We start from the raw sequence: 22,192 nt of genomic DNA on the forward strand, positions 1-22,192 counted from the left end.
CCAGCCACATCTCCTGGCTGCACCAGTGGGACGGCGTCGAGCAGATCCCCGACGACGGCAGCGACAAGCCCGGCTACCCGACCAACGCCATGTCGTGGAAGTTCTGGCGCCACGACCGCGCGCCCCGTCTCGAGATCGAGGACACCTGGTACGGGTTCAAGTACGCCGGGATCCGCACCACCCCCAACGGGCACACGCACGTGCGCGTGACCGCCTACTGCTACCCCTTCTTCACCGTCGTGGCCGCGCTGCCGTTCAGCACCCGCCACGGCGTGTTCGTCCCGATCGACGACCACAACACCGCGCGGTTCACCTTCGTCACCCGCGACGTGGAGAACCCGCACGGGATCGGCGGACCGGGGCTGTTCGAGCGGACCCCGTTCACCCACGCCCGCAACGAGCAGGGCACCGGCGTGCTGCCCCGCGTGTACACCGCGGAGAACGACTACGGCATCGACCGCGTGGTGCAGCGCACCCTGACCTACTCCGGGGTCGCCGAGTTCGTCAGCCAGGACTTCATGGTCACCGAGTCGATGGGCCAGATCTACGACCGCAGCCAGGAGCGGCTGGGCACCTCGGACAAGGCCATCATCCGGATGCGCCGGCTGCTGCTCGGCGCCGCCCGCGGCCTCGCCGACGGCGCGCCGCCGCCCGCCGTCGACGGCGACCTGGACTACCGCGGCATCCGGTCGGCGGAGAAGATCCTGGAACCGGGGGCCGACTGGCGCGCGCTGGGCACCGACGACGACCCGCTCGTGCGCGAGACCGACCCGCCCGCCCGGCTGCCGCAGGCGGGCGGCTGACGCACAGCTTGGCGTTGCGCGCGCGGTTCCCGGAGCCTGCGCGCATTTCGTCGTCCGGAGCCCCGGACGGCCCCCGCGCTGTGCCTACTCTGCGCCCACCTCCAGGTCGGGCCACACGTGCCGCAACGGGCACCACCGCCCCGGGAGGGCCGTACGACGACGTCCGGTGCTGCGACGGGATGGTGCTGATGAACCGCGTGGACCCCAGGGCCGGTCTCCCCCGCGCCCGCACCCCGGGCCGCGCGCGCCCGAGCGCCGCGGCCGCCCTGCTGGTCGTGCTCTGCCTGGTCCTGGCCGGCTGCGGGTCCGCGCCGGGCCCGGCGTTCGGCGGCGGCGAGCCGGAGTCGGTGGGCGCGCTCGACTCCTCGCAGCCCTGGGGCGGCGATCCGGCCGAGGAGGGCACGCCGGTGCGCGGCGGGACCCTCGTCGTCGGGATGTACACCGAGTCGCGCTCGCTGGACCCGACCGTCGGCAACAGCCTGATGGCCTCGGCCATCTACGACTCGCTGCTGAAGATGGACCGCGAGGGCCGCCCGCAGCCGCAGCTCGCCGAGTCGATGACCAGCCCCGACGGCGGCACCACCTGGACGCTGACCCTCCGCCCGGCGGTGACCTTCCACGACGGCACCCCGCTCGACGCCGACGCCGTCATCTTCAACGTGCGCCGCCAGCTGGACGACACCACCGCGCTGGGGCACCTCTACACCGAACCGATCGCCGCGATGACCGCCACCGACCCGCGCACCGTCACCTTCACGCTCAAGCGCGCCACCAGCACGTTCCCGATGTCGTTCGCGCTGCCGTTCTCCTCGGGCAACCTGGGCTCCATCGCCTCGCCGACCGCGGTGCAGGCCGGTGGCGAGGCCTACCCGCGCAACCCGGTGGGCGCCGGCCCGTTCCGGTTCGTCAGCTGGGCCCAGGACAACAAGACGGTCGTCGAGCGCTTCGACCGGTACTGGGACGAAGGCAAGCCCTACCTCGACGGCATCGAGTTCCGCCCGCTGCCCGACACCGACTCGCGCTACGCCTCGGTCGTCAACGGCGACATCGACCTGAACATCGGCGGCTTCTTCAGCGAGCTGGAGCGCGCCTCGGCCGACGACACCCTGCAGACCTACTGGGGCCCCGGCGGCGACGGGCAGTACCTGTACTTCAACCTGACCAAGGCCCCGTTCGACGACCGACGCATGCGCGAGGCGCTCATCCGGGCCGTCGACCCCGCCGCGCTCGACGCCACCCAGTTCCGCGGCCGGGGCCAGCTCGCCACCACCCCGTTCGCCGAGGACAGCCCGTACTTCAGCCGGCATGCCGCGGACGCCTACCCCGGCTACGACGTGGAGCGCGCGAAGCAGCTCGTGGCCGACTACCGGGCGTCCGGGGGCGATCCCACGTTCACCTACAACACCGGCAACTCGCCCGACGACCACCAGCTGGCCCAGTTCCTGCAGGCGCAGTGGGCGGCGATCGGGGTGACGGCGAACCTGCAGTTCGACGACATCTCGACGTTCATCGGCCCGATCGTCCGCGGCACCCGGTTCGGCACCGCGACCTGGATCACCGGCCCGTACGAGAGCCCGTACCCGTTCATGGTCAACCAGTTCAGCACCACCGGCATCAACAACTACGGCAAGTACAGCAACCCGGACGTCGACGCGGCACTCGCCGAGGCCGGCGCGACCGCGGACCCGGCGGCGCAGGTGGCCGCCTACCAGCGGGCCCAGGTGCTGATCAGCCAGGACCTCCCGGTGCTCTGGCTGGCCCGGGCGGCCAAGGCGGCGATCGCCCGGCCGACGGTCAAGGGGGTGTCGCGGTACCTGTCCAGCGAGATCTTCTGGGCGGGGGTGTGGAAGGCGCCTGCCTGATCCGGAGGCACTTACGTCGGATCGTGCTGGGCGCGCCGCCCGACGAGGTTGCGGTTCAGGCCGCCTCCGGCGGCGGCCACCAGCCGTGACACTTTCGTCCGGATCGTGCTCGGCACGTCGCCCACGGACGTTGCGGTTTAGGGCGCCTCCGGCGGCGCTTCCAGCGGGGACCTCAGCTCAAGCAGGGGGGCGACGTGCTCGGGAGGGGTGTGGGGGGGGGGCGCCCCCCCCCCCCCCCGGCCGGGCCCGGCTCGGCTCGCGGTGCTGCGCGCCGCCTCGCCGGCCGGGCTCGCAGCACCAGCGGTGTGTTCGCAGCACCGGGTGTGGCCGCGCAGCCCGCCGGCGCGCTGCGACAACCCAGCCAGCCCTGCGACGTCCCCGCCAGCCGCCGGCGCGCTGCGCGCCCCCAGAGCCAGTGCTGCGACACCCACCCAGCGCTGCAAGGACACCCTCCCCCGGGGATGGGGGCCGTCTTCGCAGGGGCGGTGGGGTCTTCGCAGGCGCCGTAGCACTTGCGAAGACCATGGGGACTCTGCGCAGAGGCCGACAGGCGCGCGTCGGGGGCTACCAGCCGGCGACCGACCCGGCGTCGACCGGCAGCGTCACCCCGGTGACGAAGGAGGCGTCGTCGGACATCAGCCACACGACGGCCGCGGCGACCTCCTCGGGCTCGCCGATCCGCTGCAGGGCCTGCGGGCGCATGATCTCGGCGAGCCGCTCGGGGGTGGCGCCGCGCGCGAACCCGGTCATGATCGTCCCGGGGGCGACGGCGTTGACCCGGATCAGGTCCTCGGCGTACTCGACGGCGGCGTTCTTCGTCAGCCCCACCAGTCCGTGCTTGGCCGCGGTGTAGGGCGCCAGCCGCTTCACCCCCCGCAGACCGGCGTTGGACGCGGTGTTCACGATGGACCCGCCCCCGCCTGCGAGCATCGCTCGGATCTGGCGCTTCATCCCCAGGAAGACGCCGCGCAGGTTGATCGCGATGACCCGGTCGAAGTCCTCGTCCTCGACGTCGGCGAGCAGCTTCCCGCCGCCGCCCACCCCCGCGTTGTTGTGCGCGAAGTCGAGCTTGCCCCAGCGGTCGAGCACCCCGGCGACCAGCGCGTCGTGGTCGGCGGGCCGCGCGACGTCGCAGACCTGGAACTCGGCGACGCCGCCGGCCGCCCGGCACAGCTCGACCGTCCGCGCGCCCTCAGCGGCGGCCGACCCCAGGTCCGACACCAGCACCGACGCACCCTCGGCGGCCGCGCGCACCGCGGTGGCCCGACCGATCCCGCTGGCCGCGCCGGTGACCAGTCCCGCCTTGCCCTCCATCGACCCCATCGACCCACCGTGCTGATCCCGCGCGCGCGGGACTCCACGATCCGCGCCGGGTTTGCTGGCGATCCGTGCGAGCCACCGATCCGCTGCGACCGGATCGCCCCGGCGCGTCTGGCGACTCGATCTTGTGAGGAGATGGACAAGCGTGGTTCTCCCACGCAGCACGCGTATCCCACGCAGATGTCCGCGGCCGGGCTCTCGGCCCGGATCGGCGCCGGCTCGATGCCGGCGGCAGCGCGGCTGGACCATCCGGGCGCGCGAAGGCGGCGGGGCGTCGGTGATGCTGTGGGCGTGGAGTACGTGTCCAGAGTGCCGCGACCGCCGCTGGACGGGCTGATCGACGACCTCTACTACCTGGAGGGTGCGCCGCCGTACGCCCGGCTGATGCTGCCGCCGATGCCGGGGGCGCTGCTCATCGTCAACCTCGGGGCGCCGTTCCGCATCCGCGCCGGCACCGACATCGAGACGGCCGAGTACGCCGACGGCTGCGTGATCACCACGCCCACCCGCGCGTTGGAGTTCGGCTACCCGCTCCGGACCCGGTCCGTCGGCGTGCACGTCAAGCCGTGGGGGTTGGCGCCGTTCCTGCCGATGCCCGCGGTCGAGCTGTGCGACCGGCCGGTGACGGTGGAGCAGGTGTGGGGCCGGCCCGCCGTCGCCGAACTGCGAGACCGGCTGGCCACGGCGGACGGACCGCGCGAGATGCTGACGCTGCTCGAGGAGGAGCTGATGCGACGGCTGTGCGAGACCGCCGGCCTGGGGCTGGTCCGCCGTACGAGCAGCGTCATCGCGGCGACCAGCGGGGCGGTGGCGATCGGCGACCTGAGCGTGGCAGCCGGTGTCAGCAGCACTCATCTGGCGCAGCGGTTCAAGGAGCTCATCGGTGTCACGCCGAAGCGGCTGGCCCGCACCCAGCGCTTCGCCGCCACCATGCTCGCGATCGACTTCGCCGAACCGATCGACTGGGGCGACGTCGCCGGTGGCGCGGGTTACTTCGACCAGGCCCACTTCGGCCACGAGTTCCGGGCGTTCACCGGGCTCACGCCGACCCGGTACGTCGAAGTCCGGCGGCGGTTCCTGCGCGAACATCCCGGCCACGTGCTGGACAGCTGGCCGCTGCCGGCCGATTGAATTCTTACAAGAGCGACAGCTCACGACCCGCTAATTTGGGGCCCCCGGAAGAAAGGAGAGCCCCGTGGGCAAGGTGGTCATGTACAGCTCGGTGTCGGTGGACGGCTTCATCGCGGACGAGAATGACCAGCCCGGACCGCTGTTCGACTGGTTGTCCAACGGGGACGTCCCGTTGGACGAGAGCGGCGCGGTGAAGGTGTCGCAGACGTCCTACGACTACACCCGGCCGTACTGGGACCAGATCGGGGTGACGATCGCCGGCCGCCACGTCTTCGACATCACGGACGGCTGGGACGGGAAGCCTCCGGGCGGGATCGACCACGTGGTGGTCGTGACGCACCGGCCGGAGCCCGAGGGCTGGGACCCCGGTGCGCCGTTCCACTTCGTCGACGGCGTCGAGGCAGCCGTGGCCAAGGCGCAGGAGCTCGCGGGTGACCGCGTGGTCGAGGTCGCCGCCGGCGACGTCGGTGGCCAGGTGCTTGCCGCGGGCCTGATCGACGAGGTGCGCATGGACGTCGTACCCGTCGTGTTCGGGTCCGGCAAGCGCTACTTCGGGTCGGTCCACGCGCAGCACCTGTTGGAGGATCCCGACGTGGTGATCCAGGCCAACCGGGTGCTTCACCTGCGCTATCGGGTGCGCCGTTGACACAGCGGGAACCCCGGATGGATCTGACCGTGGCAGGGCGTGATGCTGGTGAGTGATCGGGCCGTGCGAGTTCGGTGATCAGGCGGGCGACGCGAAGTCGGGCAACTGCCAGCGGCGTAGCGTGTTGTCGACACCACCGGTGATCAGCGACTGTCGGCCGTCACCGTCAGCGAGGACCGCGATGTGGACGTGATGGAACACATCGGCCCCGGAGTGCGTCCCGTGCCCGAGAAGCGGACCGATCACCTGCTCGCCCGTGCCGGGATCCCAGATTCCGACGTCGCCGCTCTGGCCGGCGATGGCCAGTGCGTCGGTGCCGTCGGGCCTCGGAATCACCGCCCAGTTCGCGACCCACACGTCGACGAGTTCGTTGACGAGCTCACCGCTCGTGACGTCCCAGACCGGCAGATCGGGGCCGCTGTCGCTGACCACGGCCACCAGCGGCCGGCCCGCCGGGCCGCGCAACCCGATCAGCTCGACGTACCGGGTGTCGTCCGGTTCGAACGGGGTCCCGAACCGGGCACCGGTGACCGGGTCGAACACCTCCACCGTGTCGTCCATGCCCGACAGGCAGGCCACCAGATCGCCACCGGTGGGACCGGGCACCGCGGCGATGGTCATCGGGACGCAGTCGAACGGGGCGGGCAGGTTCGCTCCCGTGTCCGGATCCCACAGCCTCACGACATCGGTCCGGCTCGTTCCGGAGCCGGCCGCCGGCGCGCCCCGCATGGCGATCAGGGTGCGACCGTCGGCCACCCGCAGATGGCATACCTGCTTGGTCACCAGCGGATGGGTGGCGGTTGGATCCGCCAGGGGCGTGCCGGTCATCGCGTCCCACACCTGCACGCGCGCAGGATGGTGGTCGAAGCCGACCAGCAGATCCGGCCCACCGGTGCGGGGCACGTACGCGAGCCTCTGCGTCTCCCCTGCGAGGTCCAGCACACCGATGCGGGTGCCCGCAACGGGATCCCAGATCCGCAGGCCGGAGCGGTCGCGAACGCCGGTAGGGCCGTTGACGGCAGTCACCACCGTGGCCGGAACGGACGCGGTCCCCGGCCGCACGGCCAAGAAGGCAACCTCACCCGTCGGGCGTTGCGGAAGGAACGGCGGCGCGTCGGCTCCCGGCCGGGCGTCCGCGGGCGATGCCGGCTCGTCCTCGTCCAGTTCACCGTTCATCTCCCCGCTGAGCGGATCCCACAACCGGACCGGGCCACGGTCGCCCTGACCGTTGCCGCTGGTGACCGCGACCCGCGGGCCATCGGAGCTATCCACCACCCGTACGCCCGTCACCCCCATCGCCCCTCCATCGGCGATGCAGCCGGCGGCGATCGGCGGGGCGACCTGGGCGCCGGTGGCCGGGTCCCACATGCGCAGCGTTCCGTCGCTGCCCCCGGTCACCACGACAGGACGTCCGTCCGGAAACGTCAACGGCGTCCAGCACATGATCCAGCCGAACGAGTCCGGAAAGATGAACTGGCCGGATGTGGAACGGCCCCGCTGGAGGTCATGTCGGTCGAAACCCGGCTCCGGCGAGGACACTGAAACACCCCTAGAGATCCATGACGATGATCGCGACCGATCGCAGCCTAGCGACCCGGTGCACCCGGTGGCCGTAGCGGGCCCGGACGGGCGCCATGCCCGCCTTCGACAGCGCGGACGCCACTCCGCCGCGCTGCGTCTCTGTACCGATCGGACAGGCGATGCCGGCCCGTCGAGTCCGCACTGAGGCTCTGCCGTGCGCCCCAGCAGACCGGAGGTCGCCAGTGTCGTTGGTTCTGCACCGGTACCCTCAGCGCACGAGAACGAGAAGGCGAGCGGCACATGGCACCCGGACGGTGAGCACGGCCCGCGGCCGACGGATCACCAGCGCCGACGTGGCCCGCGAGGCCGGTGTGTCCCGCGCGACCGTCAGCTACGTCCTCAACGACAAGCCCGGCCAGGCCATCCCCGACGCCACCCGCCGGCGGGTCCGCGACGCCGCCGCCCGACTCGGCTACGCCCCCTCGGCGACGGCGACGGCGTTGCGCCGCGGCCGCTCGGACGTCGTGCTCGGGCTGCTGCCGGACTGGCCGCTCGGGCACGCGCTCGGGCGGGTGGTGCAGGAGGTGACCGCGGCCTTCGCCCGCAGCGGGCTCACCTTCGTCCTGCACCCGGATTCCCGGGCCGTCCGCCCCATGGGTGAGGTGTGGAAGGCCATCACCCCGGTCGCGGTGCTCGCCTTCGACGCCCTCACCCCCGCGGAGGCGGCAGCGATGCGGGCGGCCGGCGTCGAGGTCGTGGTCACGCTGCACTCGCCGGTCGAACAGCGGCCCGGCGAGCTGCTGCAGCCCCAGGACCCGGTCGGCGGGCTGCAGGCCCGGCACCTCGCCCCCACCCACCGGCGGCTGGGCTACGCCTATCCCGACGACGACCGGGTCGCCGTGTTCGCCCGCCCGCGGTTGCAGGGGGTCCGCGATGTGTGCACGGAGCTCGGGCTGCCCGCGCCCGACGTCCGGACCGTCCCGCTGCAGCCGCGCGCGGCGGCCGAGGCGGTCCGGTCCTGGCTCGCGGCCGACCCGCCGGTGACCGGGATCTGCGCCTACAACGACGAGGTGGCCATGGCCGTGCTGACGGGCGCCCGGCGGCTCGGGGTGCGCGTCCCCGAGGAGCTGGCCGTCGTCGGGGTCGACGACGTGCCCGCCGCCGCCGTGGCCGACCCGCCGCTGACCACGGTGGTGCAGGACTACCGGGCGATCGCCGAGCACCATGTGCGCAGCGTCGTCGCCGTGCTGGCCGGCGAGCCCATCCCGGGTGCCCCGGTCAAGGACGAGTGCCGGTTGGAGATCCGCGCGTCGGCCTGACGACCCGTGGCGGGTCAGGCGCCGGCCCGGAACCGGTGGCTCCCGGCGCCCACGCGCTGGGGCTCTGCACCCGGCACGTCGATCTCGGCTGTCACCCCGTCGGGCACGGCGACCTCGACGTCCAGCGCTCCGGAGGGCTCCACCCGCCAGGCGACGGCCACCAGCCCGTGCGGTGTCTGCAGTGAGCACTCCGCCCAGGTCAGCCCACCTCCGGGGCGAGGGGCGACACGCACGGTCCGGTAGCCGGGCTCGGCGGGCGCGATGCCGCCGACCGTGCGGTGCAGCCAGTCCGCGACCGCGCCCAGGGCGTAGTGGTTGAAGCTGGTCATCTGCCCGGGGTTGATGGTGCCGTCGGGCAGCATCGAGTCCCACCGCTCCCACACCGTGGTCGCGCCCATGGTCACCGGGTAGAGCCACGAGGGGCAGTCCCGCTGCAGCAGCAACCGGTAGGCGTCGTCGAGGTGCCCGGTCTCCACCAGCGCGTCGCACACGTACGGAGTGCCGGCGAAACCGGTGGCGATGCGGTGTCCGCTCTCGGCCACCAGCGCGGCCAGCCGGTCGCCGGCCAGACCCCGGACGCGGTCGTCGAGCAGTCCGAAGTGGATGGCCAGGGCGTAGGCCGTCACCGCGTCGCTGCGGATCCGGCCGTCGTCGCCGACGTAGTGCTTGACGAACGCGCTGCGCGTGCGCTCGGCCAGCCCGGCGAAGTGCTCGGCGTCGCCGCCGCGGCCGAGCACGGCGGCGGCCTCGGACGCCGTGCGCGCGCTGCGGTACAGGCACGCGGTCGCCACCACGCCGTTGTCGGCCTTCGCGCGGATCGGGTCGTCCGGGGGCGCGGTCGGGTCGAGCCAGTCGCCGAACTGGAAGCCGGTGTCCCACAACCCGGTGTCCGACAGCAGCGTCTCGACCCGGCGGACGTGTGCGGCCATCGCACCGTAGGCCCGGTCCAGCGCGTCGCGATCGCCGTAGGCCCGCCACAGCGCCCACGGCACCCAGACCGCCGCATCCCCCCAGACGGCCGTGCTCTCCTGGGCGCCGAGGTCGCCCGGCGGGGTGTACTTGAGGACGTCGGGCACCACGTACGGGATCAGGCCCTCGGCCGCCCGCTGCTCGGCGTCCACGTCGAGCAGCCAGTCGCCGAGGAAGTCGGCGACGTCGTAGAGGAAGGCCGCGCTCGGCGCGAACGCCGCGATGTCGCCGGTCCAGCCCATGCGCTCGTCGCGCTGCGGGCAGTCGGTCGGCACGTCGAGGAAGTTGCCCCGCATCCCCCACACGACGTTGTCGTGCAACTGGTTGACCAGCTCGTCGGAGCAGCGGAACCGGCCGGTGCGGCGCAGGTCGGAGTGCACGACGACGGCGGTGATCGCGTCGGTGGTCGGCACCCCGGGCCAGCCGTCGAGCTCGGCGTAGCGGAAGCCGTGGAAGGTCAGGGTGGGCTCGAACACGTCGTCGGCGCCGGAGAGCACGAACCGGTCGGTCGCCTGCGCCGAGCGCAGCGGACGGGTGCCGAGCTCCCCGTCCTCGAGCACCTCGGCGTGCCGCACGGTGACCGTCGCGCCGGCCTCGCCGCGCACCGCCAGCCGCAGCCAGCCGACCAGGTTCTGCCCGAAGTCCACCAGCGTCCCCCCGGCCGGCGACGTCCAGATCCGGGTCGGCGACACCTCCTGCTGGCGGCGCACGACCGGCCCGACGTAGGGCGCCAGGATCGCGGCGTCGAACTCCTGGGCGTGCACCCCGGTCCACCCACTACCGGCGGCGCCCGGCCGCAGCCAGGCGTCGTCGACCAGGCGGGCGTCGATGGTCTGCCCGTCGTAGAGGTCGTTGGTCTGCACCGCCGACGGCCCGGCGCGCCAGGACCCGTCGGTGCCGACGAACTGCCGATGGCCGTCCGCGAAAGTGATCTCCAGCTGGGCCAGCACCCCGAGCTCGGGCCCGTAGATCGCGCGCTCGTCGCCCCAGCCGAGCCGGCCGCGGTACCAGCCGTTGCCCAGCGCGAACCCGAGCACCGCGGTCTCGCCCGCGTCCGGCAGCAGCGCCGCGACGTCGTACGTGCGGTACCGCAGCCGCCATTCGTAGCTCGACCAGCCCGGGCTCAGCACCTCGTCGGACACCGCGGCGCCGCCGACGAAGGCCGTGAAGACCCCGCGGGCCGTCGCGTGCAATTGGGCTCCGGTCACGGCGCCGTGGCCGGTCTCGACCGAGAACTCGGTGCGCAGCAACGGGGCGCCGGCGAAGTCCTCGTCGGGTCCGATCATCGTGGCGTGCCAGGTCGGCGGCATGGCCGTCGTCCCCTCTCGGTTTCGGGCACCGCGGTGCGGCGCGCTCAGCCCTTCACCGCACCGGACGTCATCCCGGCGACGATCTGGCGGCTGAAGAACAAGAACATGACCAGCGGCGGGATCATGATCAGCAGGATGTCCATGAACAGCAGGTTGTACTGGTTGCTGTACTGGCTGTTGAAGTTGAACAGGGTGAGCTGCACGGTGGCGTTCTGCTCGCCCGGCAGGAAGTACAGCGGGTTCACGAAGTCGTTGTAGATGGTCACCGACTGGACCACGACGACAGTGATGATCACCGGGCGCAGCAGCGGCAGGATGACCCGGAAGAACAGCCGCAGCGGGCCGGCCCCGTCCAGCACCGCCGCCTCGTCCAGCTCCCGCGGCACGGTGATCAAGAACGCCCGGAACAGCAGGATGCAGAACGACACCCCGAACGCGACCTCGACCAGGATCAGCCCGAGCATGGTGCGGAACAGCCCGATCCCGTCCAGCACCCAGATGGTCGGGACCACCGCCGGCGGGATGATCAGCCCGGACAGCACCAGCATGTTGATCAGCGGGTTCCACCGGCTCGGCCGGCGCTGCAGCACGAACGCCGCCAGCGCCGCCAGGATCACCGAGATGGCCACCGCGGACACCGTGAGGATCACGCTGTTGGTGAAAGCGATGATCAGCAGGTAGTCCCGCGCGGAGAGCACCTCGAGGAAGTTCTGCGCGATCCGCCACTCGGTGGGCCAGGTCAGCTGCAGCAGCGACGCCTCCTGGCGGGTCTTCACCGCCGCCAGGACCACGAAGGCGAACGGCACCAGGAAGACGACACCGAGCACGGCCATCGACACCGCGCTGAGGCCGAAGCGCCGCCACCGCGCCGCCGTGCTCACAGCGCGGGTCACAGCTCGGCCTCCTTGCGGTTGAGCCACCAGAACAGCGGCACCACGATCGCGGTGACCACCACGAACAGCACGACGTTCCCCGCGGTGGACAGGCCGTAGAAACCGGCCTGGTACTGCTTGTAGATCACCGAGGCGATCACGTCCGAGGTGAAGCCCGGCCCGCCGCCGGTCATCGTCCAGATCAGGTCGAACGACCGCAGTCCGCCGATCAGCGACAGGATGATCACGGTCGTGGTGGCCGGCCGGGCCAGCGGCAGGATGATGTACCGGAAGTTGTCCCACGCACTGGCCCCGTCCACCCGCGCGGCCTCGAAGTACTCCCGCGGGATGGACACGATGCCGGCGATGTAGATCACCGTGGCCAGCCCGACGCCCTTCCAGATGTCGACCAGTGCGACCGAGAGCAGGGCGTAGGACGGGTTGGTCAACCAGCCGGGGCCGGGCAGTCCCACCGCCTCCAGCGCATTGTTGATCACTCCGCCGAACGGGTCCATCAGGGCCTCGAAGGTCAACCCCACGCCCACCGTGCTGACCAGCACCGGGAAGAACACCATCGAGCGCAGGAAGTCGCGGCCGACGATGTTCGAGGTCAGCAGCACCGCCAGCAGCAGGCCGAGCACGACCTTCGCCGCCGAGGTCAGCACCCCGTAGATCAGCGTGTTGACCAGTCCGGTCACCAGCGCGGCTTCCCGGAAGAACATGACGAAGTTCTCGAACCCGATGAACTCCCAGTCGATCAGCCGCCAGCGGGTGAGGCTGAAGAAGAACGAGACGACCGTCGGCACGATGAACAGCACGAGGTAGACGACCGCGGCCGGCAGGTAGAACCAGTACGGGTACCGCGCCCCGGCGCGGACACCCGAGCGGATGCGGCCGGGTGGCCGCGGGGCCGGGCCCTCCCGGCTGGTCGCGGGCTCGAACGTCGTGGTCATGCGCGAGAGCACCTCCTCGGGCTCGCGGCGCCCCGTCCCCGGCGGTGCGCGCCGGGGACGGGGCGACCGTCGGCTAGTCCCAGCCGGGCAGCCCCAGCTGCTGGGCCTGCTTGCGGACGTCGTCGTCGTAGAGCGCCGCGCCGTCCTGCGCCGACCGGATCCCGGAGCCCACCTCGACGGTGATCTGCTCCAGCGCCGGGCCCTTGACCGGCGAGAGGAACTCCAGCGCCGGGCTCGTCCTGCCGTCGTCGACGTAGCCGGCGAAGTCGGCGACGGCAGCGGGCACGTCGGCCGGCAGCTCGCAGCCCGCGGTGGCGAAGGGCCCGGTCGGCGGGACCGCGGTGCGGGCCACCTCGCAGCCGTCGGGGCCGGTCACCCAGTTCAGGAAGGTCTTGGCCGCCTCCAACTTCGCGCCGGTGGTCGTCTGCGGGACGTAGATCCCGGCGGGCAGCCACTGGGTCGCGCCGTTGGTGGCCGCGTCGTCGCCCGGGAGCGCGAAGAACCCCACGTCCTGCGCGGACTCCGGGTTGTTCGCCACCATCTGGATGACCGTCGAGGTCAGCATCGGGTACTGCGCCCCCTCGCCGGTGGCGACCTTGCGCAGCCCGTCCTCGAGCTCGGCCGAGGCGAAGTCGACGTTCTGGTAGCCCGCCTCGTGGACCTCCTGCAGGTGCTGGAAGCCCTTGATGGCCGGCGCCGACGTCGCGTACTTGACCCGGCCCGCCGTGTACTGCTCGGCGAAGCCCGGCTCGGCCGCGGCCACGTTGTGGAAGTCGGCGAGCACCAGCAGCTGGGAGGTCCACGTCTCGCCGTAGGTCTGGACGACCGGGTCGATCCCGGCCGCCTTGATCGCCGCGCTGTTGGCCATGAACTCGGCCCACGTCGTCGGCACGCTCAGCCCGAGCCGCTCGTAGACCGGCTTGTTGTACAGGACGCCGCCGCCGAGCGAGGCACCCCAGGGAGCGCCGTACACCTCGCCGCCGGCGCTCACCGAGCTGCGGAAGTCGTCCTGCAGCGTGGAGACCCACCCCTCGCCGGTCAGCGGGGTGAGCTGCTGCTGCGGGGTGAGCGCCTGGAACAACGACCCGGAGTTGTACTGGAAGACGTCGGCCATGTCGCCGGTGGCCAGCCGGGTCTTGACGACGTTGTCGCCCTCGGAACCGCCTGGCCGCGTCTCCAGGGTCACCGTCACGCCCTGGTTGGTCGCGTTGAACGCCTCGACGAGCGCTTCGCCCAGCGCGACCGCCGACTCGTCGTTGCCGATGAGGAAGTCGAGCGTCTCCCCACCACCGCTGTCGCTGGAGGAGCCCAGGCTCCCCGCACTGCACGCCGAGAGCAGCAGTGCCGCTCCCACCAGTACCGCCAGCCGCCTCGGGCGGGGCCGTGTCCTGCCGTTCATCGTCGAACCTCCAGGAGTCCGGCCGACCGTCAGACGATCGGTCGGCGTCCGGGTCCGGCCAGGCGGCATGGAGTGCCCCGCACCGCCACCGTAATGAAACGTTTCAACCCTGTGACGCGGGGGACGCTATCGGTGCTACTTACACGTGTCAACGACCACAGACGAGCTGTGGCACGACCGAAACCCTCAGCGACGAGCGATGTCGACCCATGTAGGCGCGTACCTGCGATGGCTTCGGGTCACGGCGGAAGCCGCCGCACACTCGATGAGGAGCTGGGTGAACACCACCGAGCCGAACCCGCCCGATGCGACTTCCCGGCCGACCGCTGGGCGAGACCTGATCCGCCCGGTTTCCCCTGCCCGACGGAGATCCTGCGGCTGCCCGGGATCGGGCACTTGGCGCCTGGCGAGCGGTGCGATGCGCAGTGCCGCCTCCACGATGCGCTCGGTCGTGCGCGTGCAGCCCACTGCCCGGGACGGCGCGATCCATCGCTGGACGCCCGCGACGTCGAAGATCGTGTGCAGATGCACACTCATTTGCATGTGCAGAGCGTCGCCTCGCAGGCATCCTCGACAGACGTCAGATCAAGTGATGCTGATGCCGTGCGCACGTGGGGAAGGCACCGCCATGACGAAGCACTCCGGTGCCACACATCCCAGCAACGGGCCGACCACGTATCTGCGACCTCCCGCGATCGGCCACGATCGCGGGGTGAGTGAGCGGATCTACGCCTACATCCGCGCTGGCCGCCTCGACCAGCGCGACCACCACGGCGCCCGTCCGGCCCCGCCTCCGACTCGGACCTGAACCGCGCCGGACGCACCACGACGGCCTGACAACGTCGCCCCGAGCAGCGCGGCCCCGCGGTCGAGCCGAGGAACTGGCCCAGGGCGGGCACGAAGTCCCCCGAGGACAGGACGTGCAGGTAGAGCAGCGGCCGCACCTCGGTGATCTTCGGGGTCTTGCGCGCCCAGGGCGGGCAGGATCGCCGAGGAGAACCGCCGCCGCTGCCCTGTCTCGGCGTCGACGCGGCGGTCGTTGACCCGCGGCGCGACCACCTCGACCGCCCCGGCCGAGGTGAGGACCTCGCGAGGCTGATGCGAGCCGTTGCGCACGACCAACCGACGTCCGTCGGCGTCGCGCTCGCTGATGTGGCGGGCGATGTAGTCGTCCACCTCGGCCTGCAAGGCTTCGGCCGGCATCCGGCGGGCACCCTCGCGCACGAGCTCGTCGATCACCGACCGGCCGCTACCGGCGCGGTCGGGTCCTCAGCGCCGTGGTCTGCTCCAGGAACTACGGTGAGCACGGGTCGTCACCGACCGGCGTTCGCAGCGCCGATCTTGCTTGTGCGCCTCAAGATCACCGGGAGGGTACGACCTCCCAGGTCATCCACAGGGACCACGGTGACTTCGGTCCCGACAACACGCTGCTCGACCCGGACTCCTTCCAGATCACCGCCGTCCCGGACTGGGAGTTCTCCTCCCCGGGCCGTGCCGATCCCGTGGCCGACCTCGCCTGGTCCGAGTGGATCGTACGGATGCACCACCCCAGGCAGACGGCGGCGATTTCGGCGCTCTACGCCGGCTACGGCACGTCGTTCCCCTGGCCCGAACGACAAGCGGCCATGGTCAGCCGGTGTGAGGAACCCATCGACTTCACGCACGAGTGTGACCCGGACGGCGGCCCGGCGAGGCGCTGTGGCGCGAACGTCTCCGCAGCACCGCAGCATGGCCCGAATGAGGAGAGCGCCCTCGCCGGGCGAGCAGGTCTCCGGGATGACCGGGAGAGGCGCGGCAGGAGCGTTGGGCGTTGGGCGGGCTCGGTGAGCAGGCCAGAGCCCAGCTCACGAGCCGGAAGATACCCCGGACACCTCGGAACTCCTCACCCGAAGGTCACGTACGGAAGATCACCGGTTCCCTGGGAGCTGGCGCGGCGGGCGCGGGGTAGTTTACCCGACGAGATGTTAGGTGAGGCATTCCTATTGTACGAAGTGGAGTACCCCGACATGCGTGTCAACCGGTTCCTCACCGGGATCGTCGCCGCCACCAGCGCACTCGCGCTCGCCGCCTGCGGCGCGCCGTCCGACACCGGCGGGACGCCCGCCGCGTCCTCCGACAGCGCCGCGGCGGCGTTCCCGGTCACCGTCACCCACGCCTTCGGCACCACCACGATCGAGGAGAAGCCCGAGCGGGTCGCCACCGTCAACTGGGCCAACCACGAGGTGCCGCTGGCGCTGGGTGTCGTCCCGGTCGGCTACGCCAAGGCCAACTTCGGCGACGAGGACGGCGACGGCCTGCTGCCCTGGGACGCCGCGCGGCTCCAGGAGCTCGGTGCGCCGACCCCGGTGCTGTTCGACGAGACCGACGGCATCGACTTCGAGGCGGTGGCCGAGACCGGTCCCGACGTCATCCTGGCCGCCTACTCGGGGCTGACCCAGCAGGACTACGACACCCTGACGAAGATCGCGCCGGTGGTGGCGTACCCGGAGGCCCCCTGGGCCACCTCCTGGCGCGACAGCATCAGGCTGGAGAGCAAGGCCCTCGGCCTGGCCGCCGAGGGCGACGCGCTGATCGCGAAGATCGAGCAGCAGATGAAGGACGAGACGGCGCGCTACCCGAAGCTGGCCGGCAAGTCGGCGATGTTCCTCACCCACCTCGACCCGACCGACCTCAGCAAGATCAGCTTCTACACCACGCACGACACCCGGGCCCAGTTCTTCACCGACCTCGGCATGAAGCACCCGGAGAGCATCGCGGCGGCCTCCGCGACCACCGAGGAGTTCAGCCTCACCCAGAGCGCCGAGCAGGTGCAGAACCTCAGCGACGTGGACATCATCGTGACCTACGGCGACGCCGAGGGCACCACCCTGGCCACCCTGCAGCAGGACCCGCTGCTGTCCAAGATCCCGGCGATCCAGCGCGGCTCGTTCGTCTCGCTGCCCGGCAGCACCCCTGTCGCCACCGCCGCCAACCCGACGCCGCTCGCCGTGTCGTTCGTGCTCAAGGACTACGTCGACCTGCTCGGCGAGGCCGCCGACAAGATCTGATGACCGCCGTGACCGGGTCCGGGCCGGACGCCGCCGCGCTGCGCCGCCCGGGCCGGGTGCGGCTGGGCTGGCTGCTGGTCGTGCTGGCCGTCCTCGTCCTGGTCGTTCTCGCGTCGGTGGCCTTCGGCTCCCGGATCGTCGGCTGGGCCGACATCGCCGCCGCCGTCGGCGGCGCCGAGGAGACGCTCGACCAGGCAGCCGTGGTCAAGCGCATCCCGCGCACGGTGCTCGCCGCACTGGTCGGCGCGGCGCTGGCCCTGTCCGGCGCGGTCATGCAGGGGGTCACCCGCAACCCGCTCGCCGACCCGGGCATCCTCGGCGTGAACATGGGCGCGATGCTGGCGATCGCGGTCGGCATGGTCACCGTCGGGCTGCACACCGCCACCGCCTACATCTGGGTCGCCATCGCCGGCGCGGCGCTGTCCTCCCTGTTCGTCTACGCGGTCGGCTCGCTCGGCCGCGGCGGCGCCACCCCGCTCAAGATCGCGCTGGCCGGTGCGGCCACCTCCGCCGCGCTGGCGTCGCTGGTGGTGGCGGTCGTGCTGCCGCGCGGCGACATCGCCGAGAACTTCCAGTCCTGGCGGGTCGGTGGGGTCGGCGGGGCGAGCTGGCAGAGCATCGGCCAGGCGCTGCCGTTCCTGGTCGCCGGCCTGGTCGTCTGCCTGCTCTGCGCCCGGGCGCTGAACTCGCTGGCGCTCGGCGACGAGCTCGCCGCCGGCCTCGGTGAGCGCGTCGCCCTGGTCCGCGGGATCGCCGCGCTCGGTGCGGTGGTGCTGTGCGGGGCGGCCACCGCGGTCGCCGGGCCGATCGCGTTCGTCGGCCTGATCGTCCCGCACCTGTGCCGGCTCCTCGTCGGGCTCGACCACCGCTGGTCGCTGCCGTTCGCCACGCTCGTCGGCGCCGCGCTGCTGACCGCCGCGGACGTCGCCGGCCGGGTGGTGAACCGGCCCGACGAGATCGAGGCCGGCATCATCACCGCCCTGATCGGCGCCCCGTTCTTCATCTACGTCGTCCGCCGGCAGAAGGTGCGAGAGCTGTGAGCACCACGACCCTCGAGGCCGTCACCCGCGGCCGGGTCCGGCGCAGTCGGCGGCGACAGGCCGTCCTGACCGCCTTCTGTGTGGCGGCGGCGACGATGGTCGTCGTCTCGCTGATGGCCGGGCGGACCTTCTACCCGCCCGGCGACGTGCTGCGGGTGGTCCTCGGGGAGACGGTGCCCGGCGCTTCGTTCGCCGTGGGTGAGCTCCGGCTGCCGCGAACGGTCCTGGCCCTGCTCACCGGAGTGTGCTTCGGGATGGGCGGGGTCACCTTCCAGACCATGATGCGCAACCCGCTCGCGAGCCCCGACATCATCGGCATCAGCTCGGCGGCGAGCGCGGCGGCGGCCTTCGCCATCATCGTGCTCGGGCTCGGCGAGGCCGGCGTCTCGGTGTTCGCCATCGTCGCTGCGCTCGGCGTCGCCGTCGTCATCTACGTGCTCTCGTTCAAGGACGGGGTGGCCGGCACCCGGCTCGTCCTGATCGGCATCGGCATCGCCGCCATGCTCCACAGCGCCACCTCCTACATCCTGAACCAGGCCGGGCAGTGGGACCTGCAGGCCGCGACGCGCTGGCTCAACGGCAGCCTGAACGGCTCCACCTGGGACGAGTCCGTCCCGGTGCTGATCGCGCTGGTGGTGTTCGGCCCGGTGCTGCTGGGGCAGGCCCGGGGCCTGACGATGCTGCAGCTCGGCGACGACACCGCGGCGGCCCTGGGAACCCGGCTGGAACTCACCCGGCTGGTGTCGATCGTCTCGGCGGTCGGCCTCATCGCGTTCGCCACCTCGGCCACCGGACCGATCGCGTTCGTGGCCTTCCTCGCCGGGCCGATCGCGGCCCGGCTGGTCGGGCCCGGCGGCTCGCTGCTCGTGCCGTCCGGGCTGGTCGGCGCGCTGCTCGTGCTGGTCGCCGACTTCCTCGGCCAGTTCGCCTTCGGCACCCGCTTCCCGGTGGGCGTGATCACCGGCGTGCTGGGCGCCCCGTACCTCATCTACCTGCTCGTCCGCTCGAACCGTGCGGGAGGCTCGCTGTGACCACCGACCACCGCCTCACGGCCGAGAAGCTGACCGTGGGCTACGGCGAGCGCGTCGTCATCGAATCGCTCGACCTGCTCGTCCCGCCCGGCCGGATCACCGCGATCGTCGGCGCCAACGCATGCGGCAAGTCCACGCTGCTGCGCGCGATGTCGCGGCTGCTCGCACCGCGTACCGGTCATGTCCTGCTGGACGGCCGTGAAGTGCACAGGATGCCGGCCAAGGAACTGGCCCGCACCCTCGGCCTGCTCCCGCAGTCACCGATCGCACCGGAAGGCATCACCGTGGCCGACCTGGTAGGCCGGGGCCGCCACCCGCACCAGCGGATCCTGTCGCGGTGGAGCAGTGATGACGACCGTGCGGTGGCCGCCGCGCTCGACGCCACCCACACCGTCGACCTGGCCGACCGGTCGGTCGACGAGCTCTCCGGCGGGCAGCGGCAGCGGGTGTGGATCGCGATGGCGCTGGCCCAGCAGACCGAACTGCTGCTGCTCGACGAGCCGACCACGTTCCTCGACGTCAGCCACCAGGTGGAGGTGCTGGACCTGCTCACCGACCTGAACACCGACCGCGGCACCACCATCGTGATGGTGCTGCACGACCTCAACATGGCGGCCCGCTACGCCGACCACCTGATCGCCCTCGCCGGCGGTGGTCTGCACGCGGCCGGGGCGCCGGCCGAGGTGCTGACCGAGGATTGCGTGCGGGCGGTCTTCGGCCTGGACAGCCAGGTCATCCCCGACCCGATCTCGGGCAAGCCGCTGATGCTGCCGATCGGCCGCCACCACGTCCGGTCCGCGGTGCGGTAGACCGGTCGCGGGGCTTGAGTCCGAAGTCTCGGTCTCGAGCCAGTCGTCCGGACGGGCCGCCCGGATGCGCTTGAGCGCGGCCAGGCTGTGATCGCCGTGGACAAATTTTCGTTTTGTTCATATGGTCACTTGCATGAGACTTCTCGTGCTCGGTGGAACTCATCACGTCGGACGGGCGGTCGTGGAGACCGCGCTGGCCCGGGGAGACGAGGTCACCACGCTCAACCGCGGGGTGAGCCGCCCGCCGACGCCCGACACCCAGGCACTGGTGGCCGACCGGACCGACCACGAGGCGGTCCGCGCGGCGCTCGGCGGCCAGGAGTGGGACGCCGCCATCGACACCTGGGCCGGTGCGCCCCGCGCGGTCCGCGACGCCGCCCGGTTGCTCGCCGACCGGGTCGGTCACTACGGATACGTCTCCAGCCACGGCGTCTACCAGTGGCCGTGGCCGTCCGGCGCGGACGAGCGCGCGCCGCTGGTCACCGGCGACCCGGGCAGCGACGACGGCAAGGACTACGCCGCCGCCAAGCGGGGCGCCGAGCTGGCCGTGCTGGAGGCGTTCGGAGACCGGGCGCTGCTCGCCCGCAGCGGCGGGATCATCGGACCGTACGAGGACGTAGGCCGGATCCCGTGGTGGATGCGGCGCATCGAACGCGGCGGGCGGGTCCTGGCCCCGGGGCGCCCCGAGACGCCCCTGCAGTTCATCGACGCCCGCGACATCGCCGTGTGGATGCTGTCGGCCGCCGACCGCGGCCTCGGCGGCGCCTTCAACGTCAACAGCCGCCCCGCGAGCACGACGATGGGCGAGCTCCTGCACACTCTCGCCGAGGTCCTCGGCAGCGACGCCGAGCTCGTCTGGGCGGATTCCGGCCTGCTCGAACGCGAAGGGCTGATGCTGGGTATGGAATTCGGCCTGCGCTACCCCGGATACCCCAGCCCGACCGGCATCCACGACGCCGACACCTCGGCCGCCCACGCCGCCGGGCTGGTTTGCCGGCCGCTACGCGAGACGCTGGCCGACACCTGGGCCTGGTTGCGCACCGAAGGTGACCCCCGGCAGCCCGCGGGGACACCGCCGATGGGCTCCTGGTCCGACACCGCCGCGGAACGACGGGTCCTCGACCTGCTCACCGCCTCGTGACACCGCCCGTGGGATCGGTCGTGAGGCCGGTCACCACGGTGTCGATGAGCAGATCCAGCACGGCGGGATATGCCGCCGGATCGAACTCGCCCGCGTTGACGTGCACCACCGACACCGCTTGGAACAGCCCGACCACGGCCGCCGGATCCGCCTCGGCGATCCTGCCCTCCTGCTGGGCGCGCGTGACGAAGTCCGTCAGCGGCGCGATCAGCTCGCGCTGGACCCGCTCCATGTCCTCCTCGCCCAGGCGGTCCCGGACGGCCTTCAGTTCTTCGGGGTGAGTGAGCAGCCGCCGGTAGAGCGGGTGGTCGTCCAGGATGGTCACGATCGCGCGGAACAGCCCGGCGAGCTGGTCCCGCGCCTCGGACGCCGACGCGGCCGCCGCCAGCCTGGGACCGATCACTCCCATCTCCTCCATCATCAGATCGAGGAACAGTGCCTCCTTGCTGGCGAAGAAGGAGTAGAAGCTGCTCTTGGAGATCCCCGCTGCGGCGGTCAGGTCCTCCAGGGAGGTCTTGCGCACCCCGCGCGTGGTGAACAGCTCGGTGGCCGTGGCCCGCAGCTGAGCGGTGATGCGCCGGCGTTCGGCCGGGTTGAACGAGGGCGACATCGATGTCCGTTCAGCTAGTTCGGGTATTTGTTCACACCGTATGGCGCTCGCCATCAGCGGATCAAACCCCGGCTCACCCGACCGGCCGTTGAGACTGGTGAGATCGCCGACCACACCGGCCACGCACACCAGAGAGCCAACCCCCGGTGGGCGGCCCGGCACCCCGCACCTCCGACAACCGACTCGAACGGAGACAGCATCAGCTCGTCACGAGCGGCAGATCCGATCATTCCGGTAGGACATCGCGTCGCTGGAGCAAGGCCATGCCTGCTGCGATCAGCGCCCCTGCGATGATGACGAGCCCGATGTAGACGAGTGGCGTCGGTCGGTAGTAGGCGCTGACGTGCGAGAACGGGGAGACGGCGCGGTAGACGGCCTCGGGCAGTACTCCAGCCTTGACGGCGATCTC

General features: G+C 71.8%; 18 protein-coding genes and 2 pseudogenes. 10 read left to right on the forward strand and 10 right to left on the reverse strand.

Features of this window, described 5'->3' with window-relative positions:
- Together KDL28_RS39125 and KDL28_RS39130 are read left to right on the forward strand one after the other, a co-directional pair.
- Nucleotides 1-803 (forward strand): annotated as a pseudogene (locus KDL28_RS39125) (Rieske 2Fe-2S domain-containing protein); the annotation flags it as partial.
- A 188-nt stretch (nucleotides 804-991) separates the two neighbouring features.
- Entirely contained in the window at nucleotides 992-2,665 is a 1,674-nt protein-coding gene (locus KDL28_RS39130) for an ABC transporter substrate-binding protein (protein ID WP_252446374.1), read from the forward strand.
- 564 nt (nucleotides 2,666-3,229) lie between these two features.
- Here the strand turns inward: KDL28_RS39130 and KDL28_RS39135 are convergent.
- Complete coding sequence (locus tag KDL28_RS39135) at nucleotides 3,230-3,988, reverse strand: SDR family NAD(P)-dependent oxidoreductase (protein WP_252446372.1); 759 nt, start codon at nucleotides 3,986-3,988, stop codon at nucleotides 3,230-3,232.
- Between the two features lie 306 nt (nucleotides 3,989-4,294).
- On the opposite strand from KDL28_RS39135, the gene KDL28_RS39140 reads away from it, so the two are divergent.
- Together KDL28_RS39140 and KDL28_RS39145 are read left to right on the forward strand one after the other, a co-directional pair.
- Nucleotides 4,295-5,116 (forward strand): AraC family transcriptional regulator, encoded by an 822-nt coding sequence (locus KDL28_RS39140; RefSeq protein WP_252446373.1) that lies wholly within the window; start codon nucleotides 4,295-4,297, stop codon nucleotides 5,114-5,116.
- A gap of 64 nt (nucleotides 5,117-5,180) precedes the next feature.
- Nucleotides 5,181-5,762, forward strand: a complete 582-nt coding sequence (locus KDL28_RS39145) for a dihydrofolate reductase family protein (protein WP_252446371.1) — start codon at nucleotides 5,181-5,183, stop codon at nucleotides 5,760-5,762.
- Between the two features lie 78 nt (nucleotides 5,763-5,840).
- On the opposite strand, the gene KDL28_RS39150 is transcribed toward KDL28_RS39145, so the two are convergent.
- Entirely contained in the window at nucleotides 5,841-7,301 is a 1,461-nt protein-coding gene (locus tag KDL28_RS39150; protein ID WP_252446370.1) for a WD40 repeat domain-containing protein, read from the reverse strand.
- Between the two features lie 296 nt (nucleotides 7,302-7,597).
- Here KDL28_RS39150 and KDL28_RS39155 point away from each other — a divergent pair, with 296 nt between their 5' ends.
- Nucleotides 7,598-8,602, forward strand: a complete 1,005-nt coding sequence (locus tag KDL28_RS39155; protein ID WP_252446369.1) for a LacI family DNA-binding transcriptional regulator — start codon at nucleotides 7,598-7,600, stop codon at nucleotides 8,600-8,602.
- 14 nt (nucleotides 8,603-8,616) lie between these two features.
- On the opposite strand, the gene KDL28_RS39160 is transcribed toward KDL28_RS39155, so the two are convergent.
- From KDL28_RS39160 to KDL28_RS39185, 6 genes and pseudogenes are all read right to left on the reverse strand, one after another.
- On the reverse strand, nucleotides 8,617-10,881 hold the full coding sequence (locus KDL28_RS39160; protein ID WP_252446368.1) for an alpha-L-rhamnosidase: 2,265 nt from the start codon (nucleotides 10,879-10,881) through the stop codon (nucleotides 8,617-8,619).
- A gap of 44 nt (nucleotides 10,882-10,925) precedes the next feature.
- Nucleotides 10,926-11,774 carry a carbohydrate ABC transporter permease gene (locus tag KDL28_RS39165; protein WP_252446367.1) on the reverse strand — a complete coding sequence of 283 codons (849 nt, stop codon included), beginning with the start codon at nucleotides 11,772-11,774 and terminating at the stop codon, nucleotides 10,926-10,928.
- Nucleotides 11,771-12,706 (reverse strand): carbohydrate ABC transporter permease, encoded by a 936-nt coding sequence (locus tag KDL28_RS39170; RefSeq protein WP_252446366.1) that lies wholly within the window; start codon nucleotides 12,704-12,706, stop codon nucleotides 11,771-11,773. The genes KDL28_RS39165 and KDL28_RS39170 overlap by 4 nt, the downstream gene beginning before the upstream one ends.
- A 73-nt stretch (nucleotides 12,707-12,779) precedes the next feature.
- A complete protein-coding gene (locus KDL28_RS39175) occupies nucleotides 12,780-14,105 on the reverse strand; it encodes an ABC transporter substrate-binding protein (RefSeq protein ID WP_252446365.1) in 1,326 nt (441 codons plus the stop codon).
- A gap of 186 nt (nucleotides 14,106-14,291) precedes the next feature.
- A complete protein-coding gene (locus KDL28_RS39180; protein WP_252446364.1) occupies nucleotides 14,292-14,648 on the reverse strand; it encodes a hypothetical protein in 357 nt (118 codons plus the stop codon).
- Between the two features lie 317 nt (nucleotides 14,649-14,965).
- Nucleotides 14,966-15,344 (reverse strand): annotated as a pseudogene (locus KDL28_RS39185) (transposase); the annotation flags it as partial.
- Between the two features lie 38 nt (nucleotides 15,345-15,382).
- On the opposite strand from KDL28_RS39185, the gene KDL28_RS42470 reads away from it, so the two are divergent.
- From KDL28_RS42470 to KDL28_RS39210, 5 genes are all read left to right on the forward strand, one after another.
- Nucleotides 15,383-17,152 carry an ABC transporter substrate-binding protein gene (locus KDL28_RS42470; protein ID WP_504967693.1) on the forward strand — a complete coding sequence of 590 codons (1,770 nt, stop codon included), beginning with the start codon at nucleotides 15,383-15,385 and terminating at the stop codon, nucleotides 17,150-17,152.
- Nucleotides 17,152-18,192, forward strand: a complete 1,041-nt coding sequence (locus KDL28_RS39195; RefSeq protein WP_252446362.1) for a FecCD family ABC transporter permease — start codon at nucleotides 17,152-17,154, stop codon at nucleotides 18,190-18,192. The genes KDL28_RS42470 and KDL28_RS39195 overlap by 1 nt, the downstream gene beginning before the upstream one ends.
- A complete protein-coding gene (locus KDL28_RS39200) occupies nucleotides 18,189-19,223 on the forward strand; it encodes a FecCD family ABC transporter permease (protein WP_252446361.1) in 1,035 nt (344 codons plus the stop codon). Before KDL28_RS39195 ends, KDL28_RS39200 begins: the two co-directional genes overlap by 4 nt.
- Nucleotides 19,220-20,032: an ABC transporter ATP-binding protein gene (locus KDL28_RS39205; RefSeq protein ID WP_252446360.1), complete on the forward strand. Its 813-nt coding sequence runs from the start codon at nucleotides 19,220-19,222 to the stop codon at nucleotides 20,030-20,032. Before KDL28_RS39200 ends, KDL28_RS39205 begins: the two co-directional genes overlap by 4 nt.
- A 133-nt stretch (nucleotides 20,033-20,165) precedes the next feature.
- On the forward strand, nucleotides 20,166-21,173 hold the full coding sequence (locus KDL28_RS39210) for an NAD-dependent epimerase/dehydratase family protein (RefSeq protein WP_252446359.1): 1,008 nt from the start codon (nucleotides 20,166-20,168) through the stop codon (nucleotides 21,171-21,173).
- On the opposite strand, the gene KDL28_RS39215 is transcribed toward KDL28_RS39210, so the two are convergent.
- Both KDL28_RS39215 and KDL28_RS39220 read right to left on the reverse strand, forming a co-directional pair.
- A complete protein-coding gene (locus tag KDL28_RS39215) occupies nucleotides 21,160-21,906 on the reverse strand; it encodes a TetR/AcrR family transcriptional regulator (protein ID WP_252446358.1) in 747 nt (248 codons plus the stop codon). The genes KDL28_RS39210 and KDL28_RS39215 overlap by 14 nt on opposite strands.
- Nucleotides 21,907-22,009: 103 nt before the next feature.
- On the reverse strand, nucleotides 22,010-22,192 hold a 183-nt coding region (locus tag KDL28_RS39220; protein WP_252446555.1), incomplete at its 5' end, for a hypothetical protein.

Source organism: Pseudonocardia humida, from assembly GCF_023898865.1.
Lineage (GTDB): Bacteria > Actinomycetota > Actinomycetes > Mycobacteriales > Pseudonocardiaceae > Pseudonocardia > Pseudonocardia humida.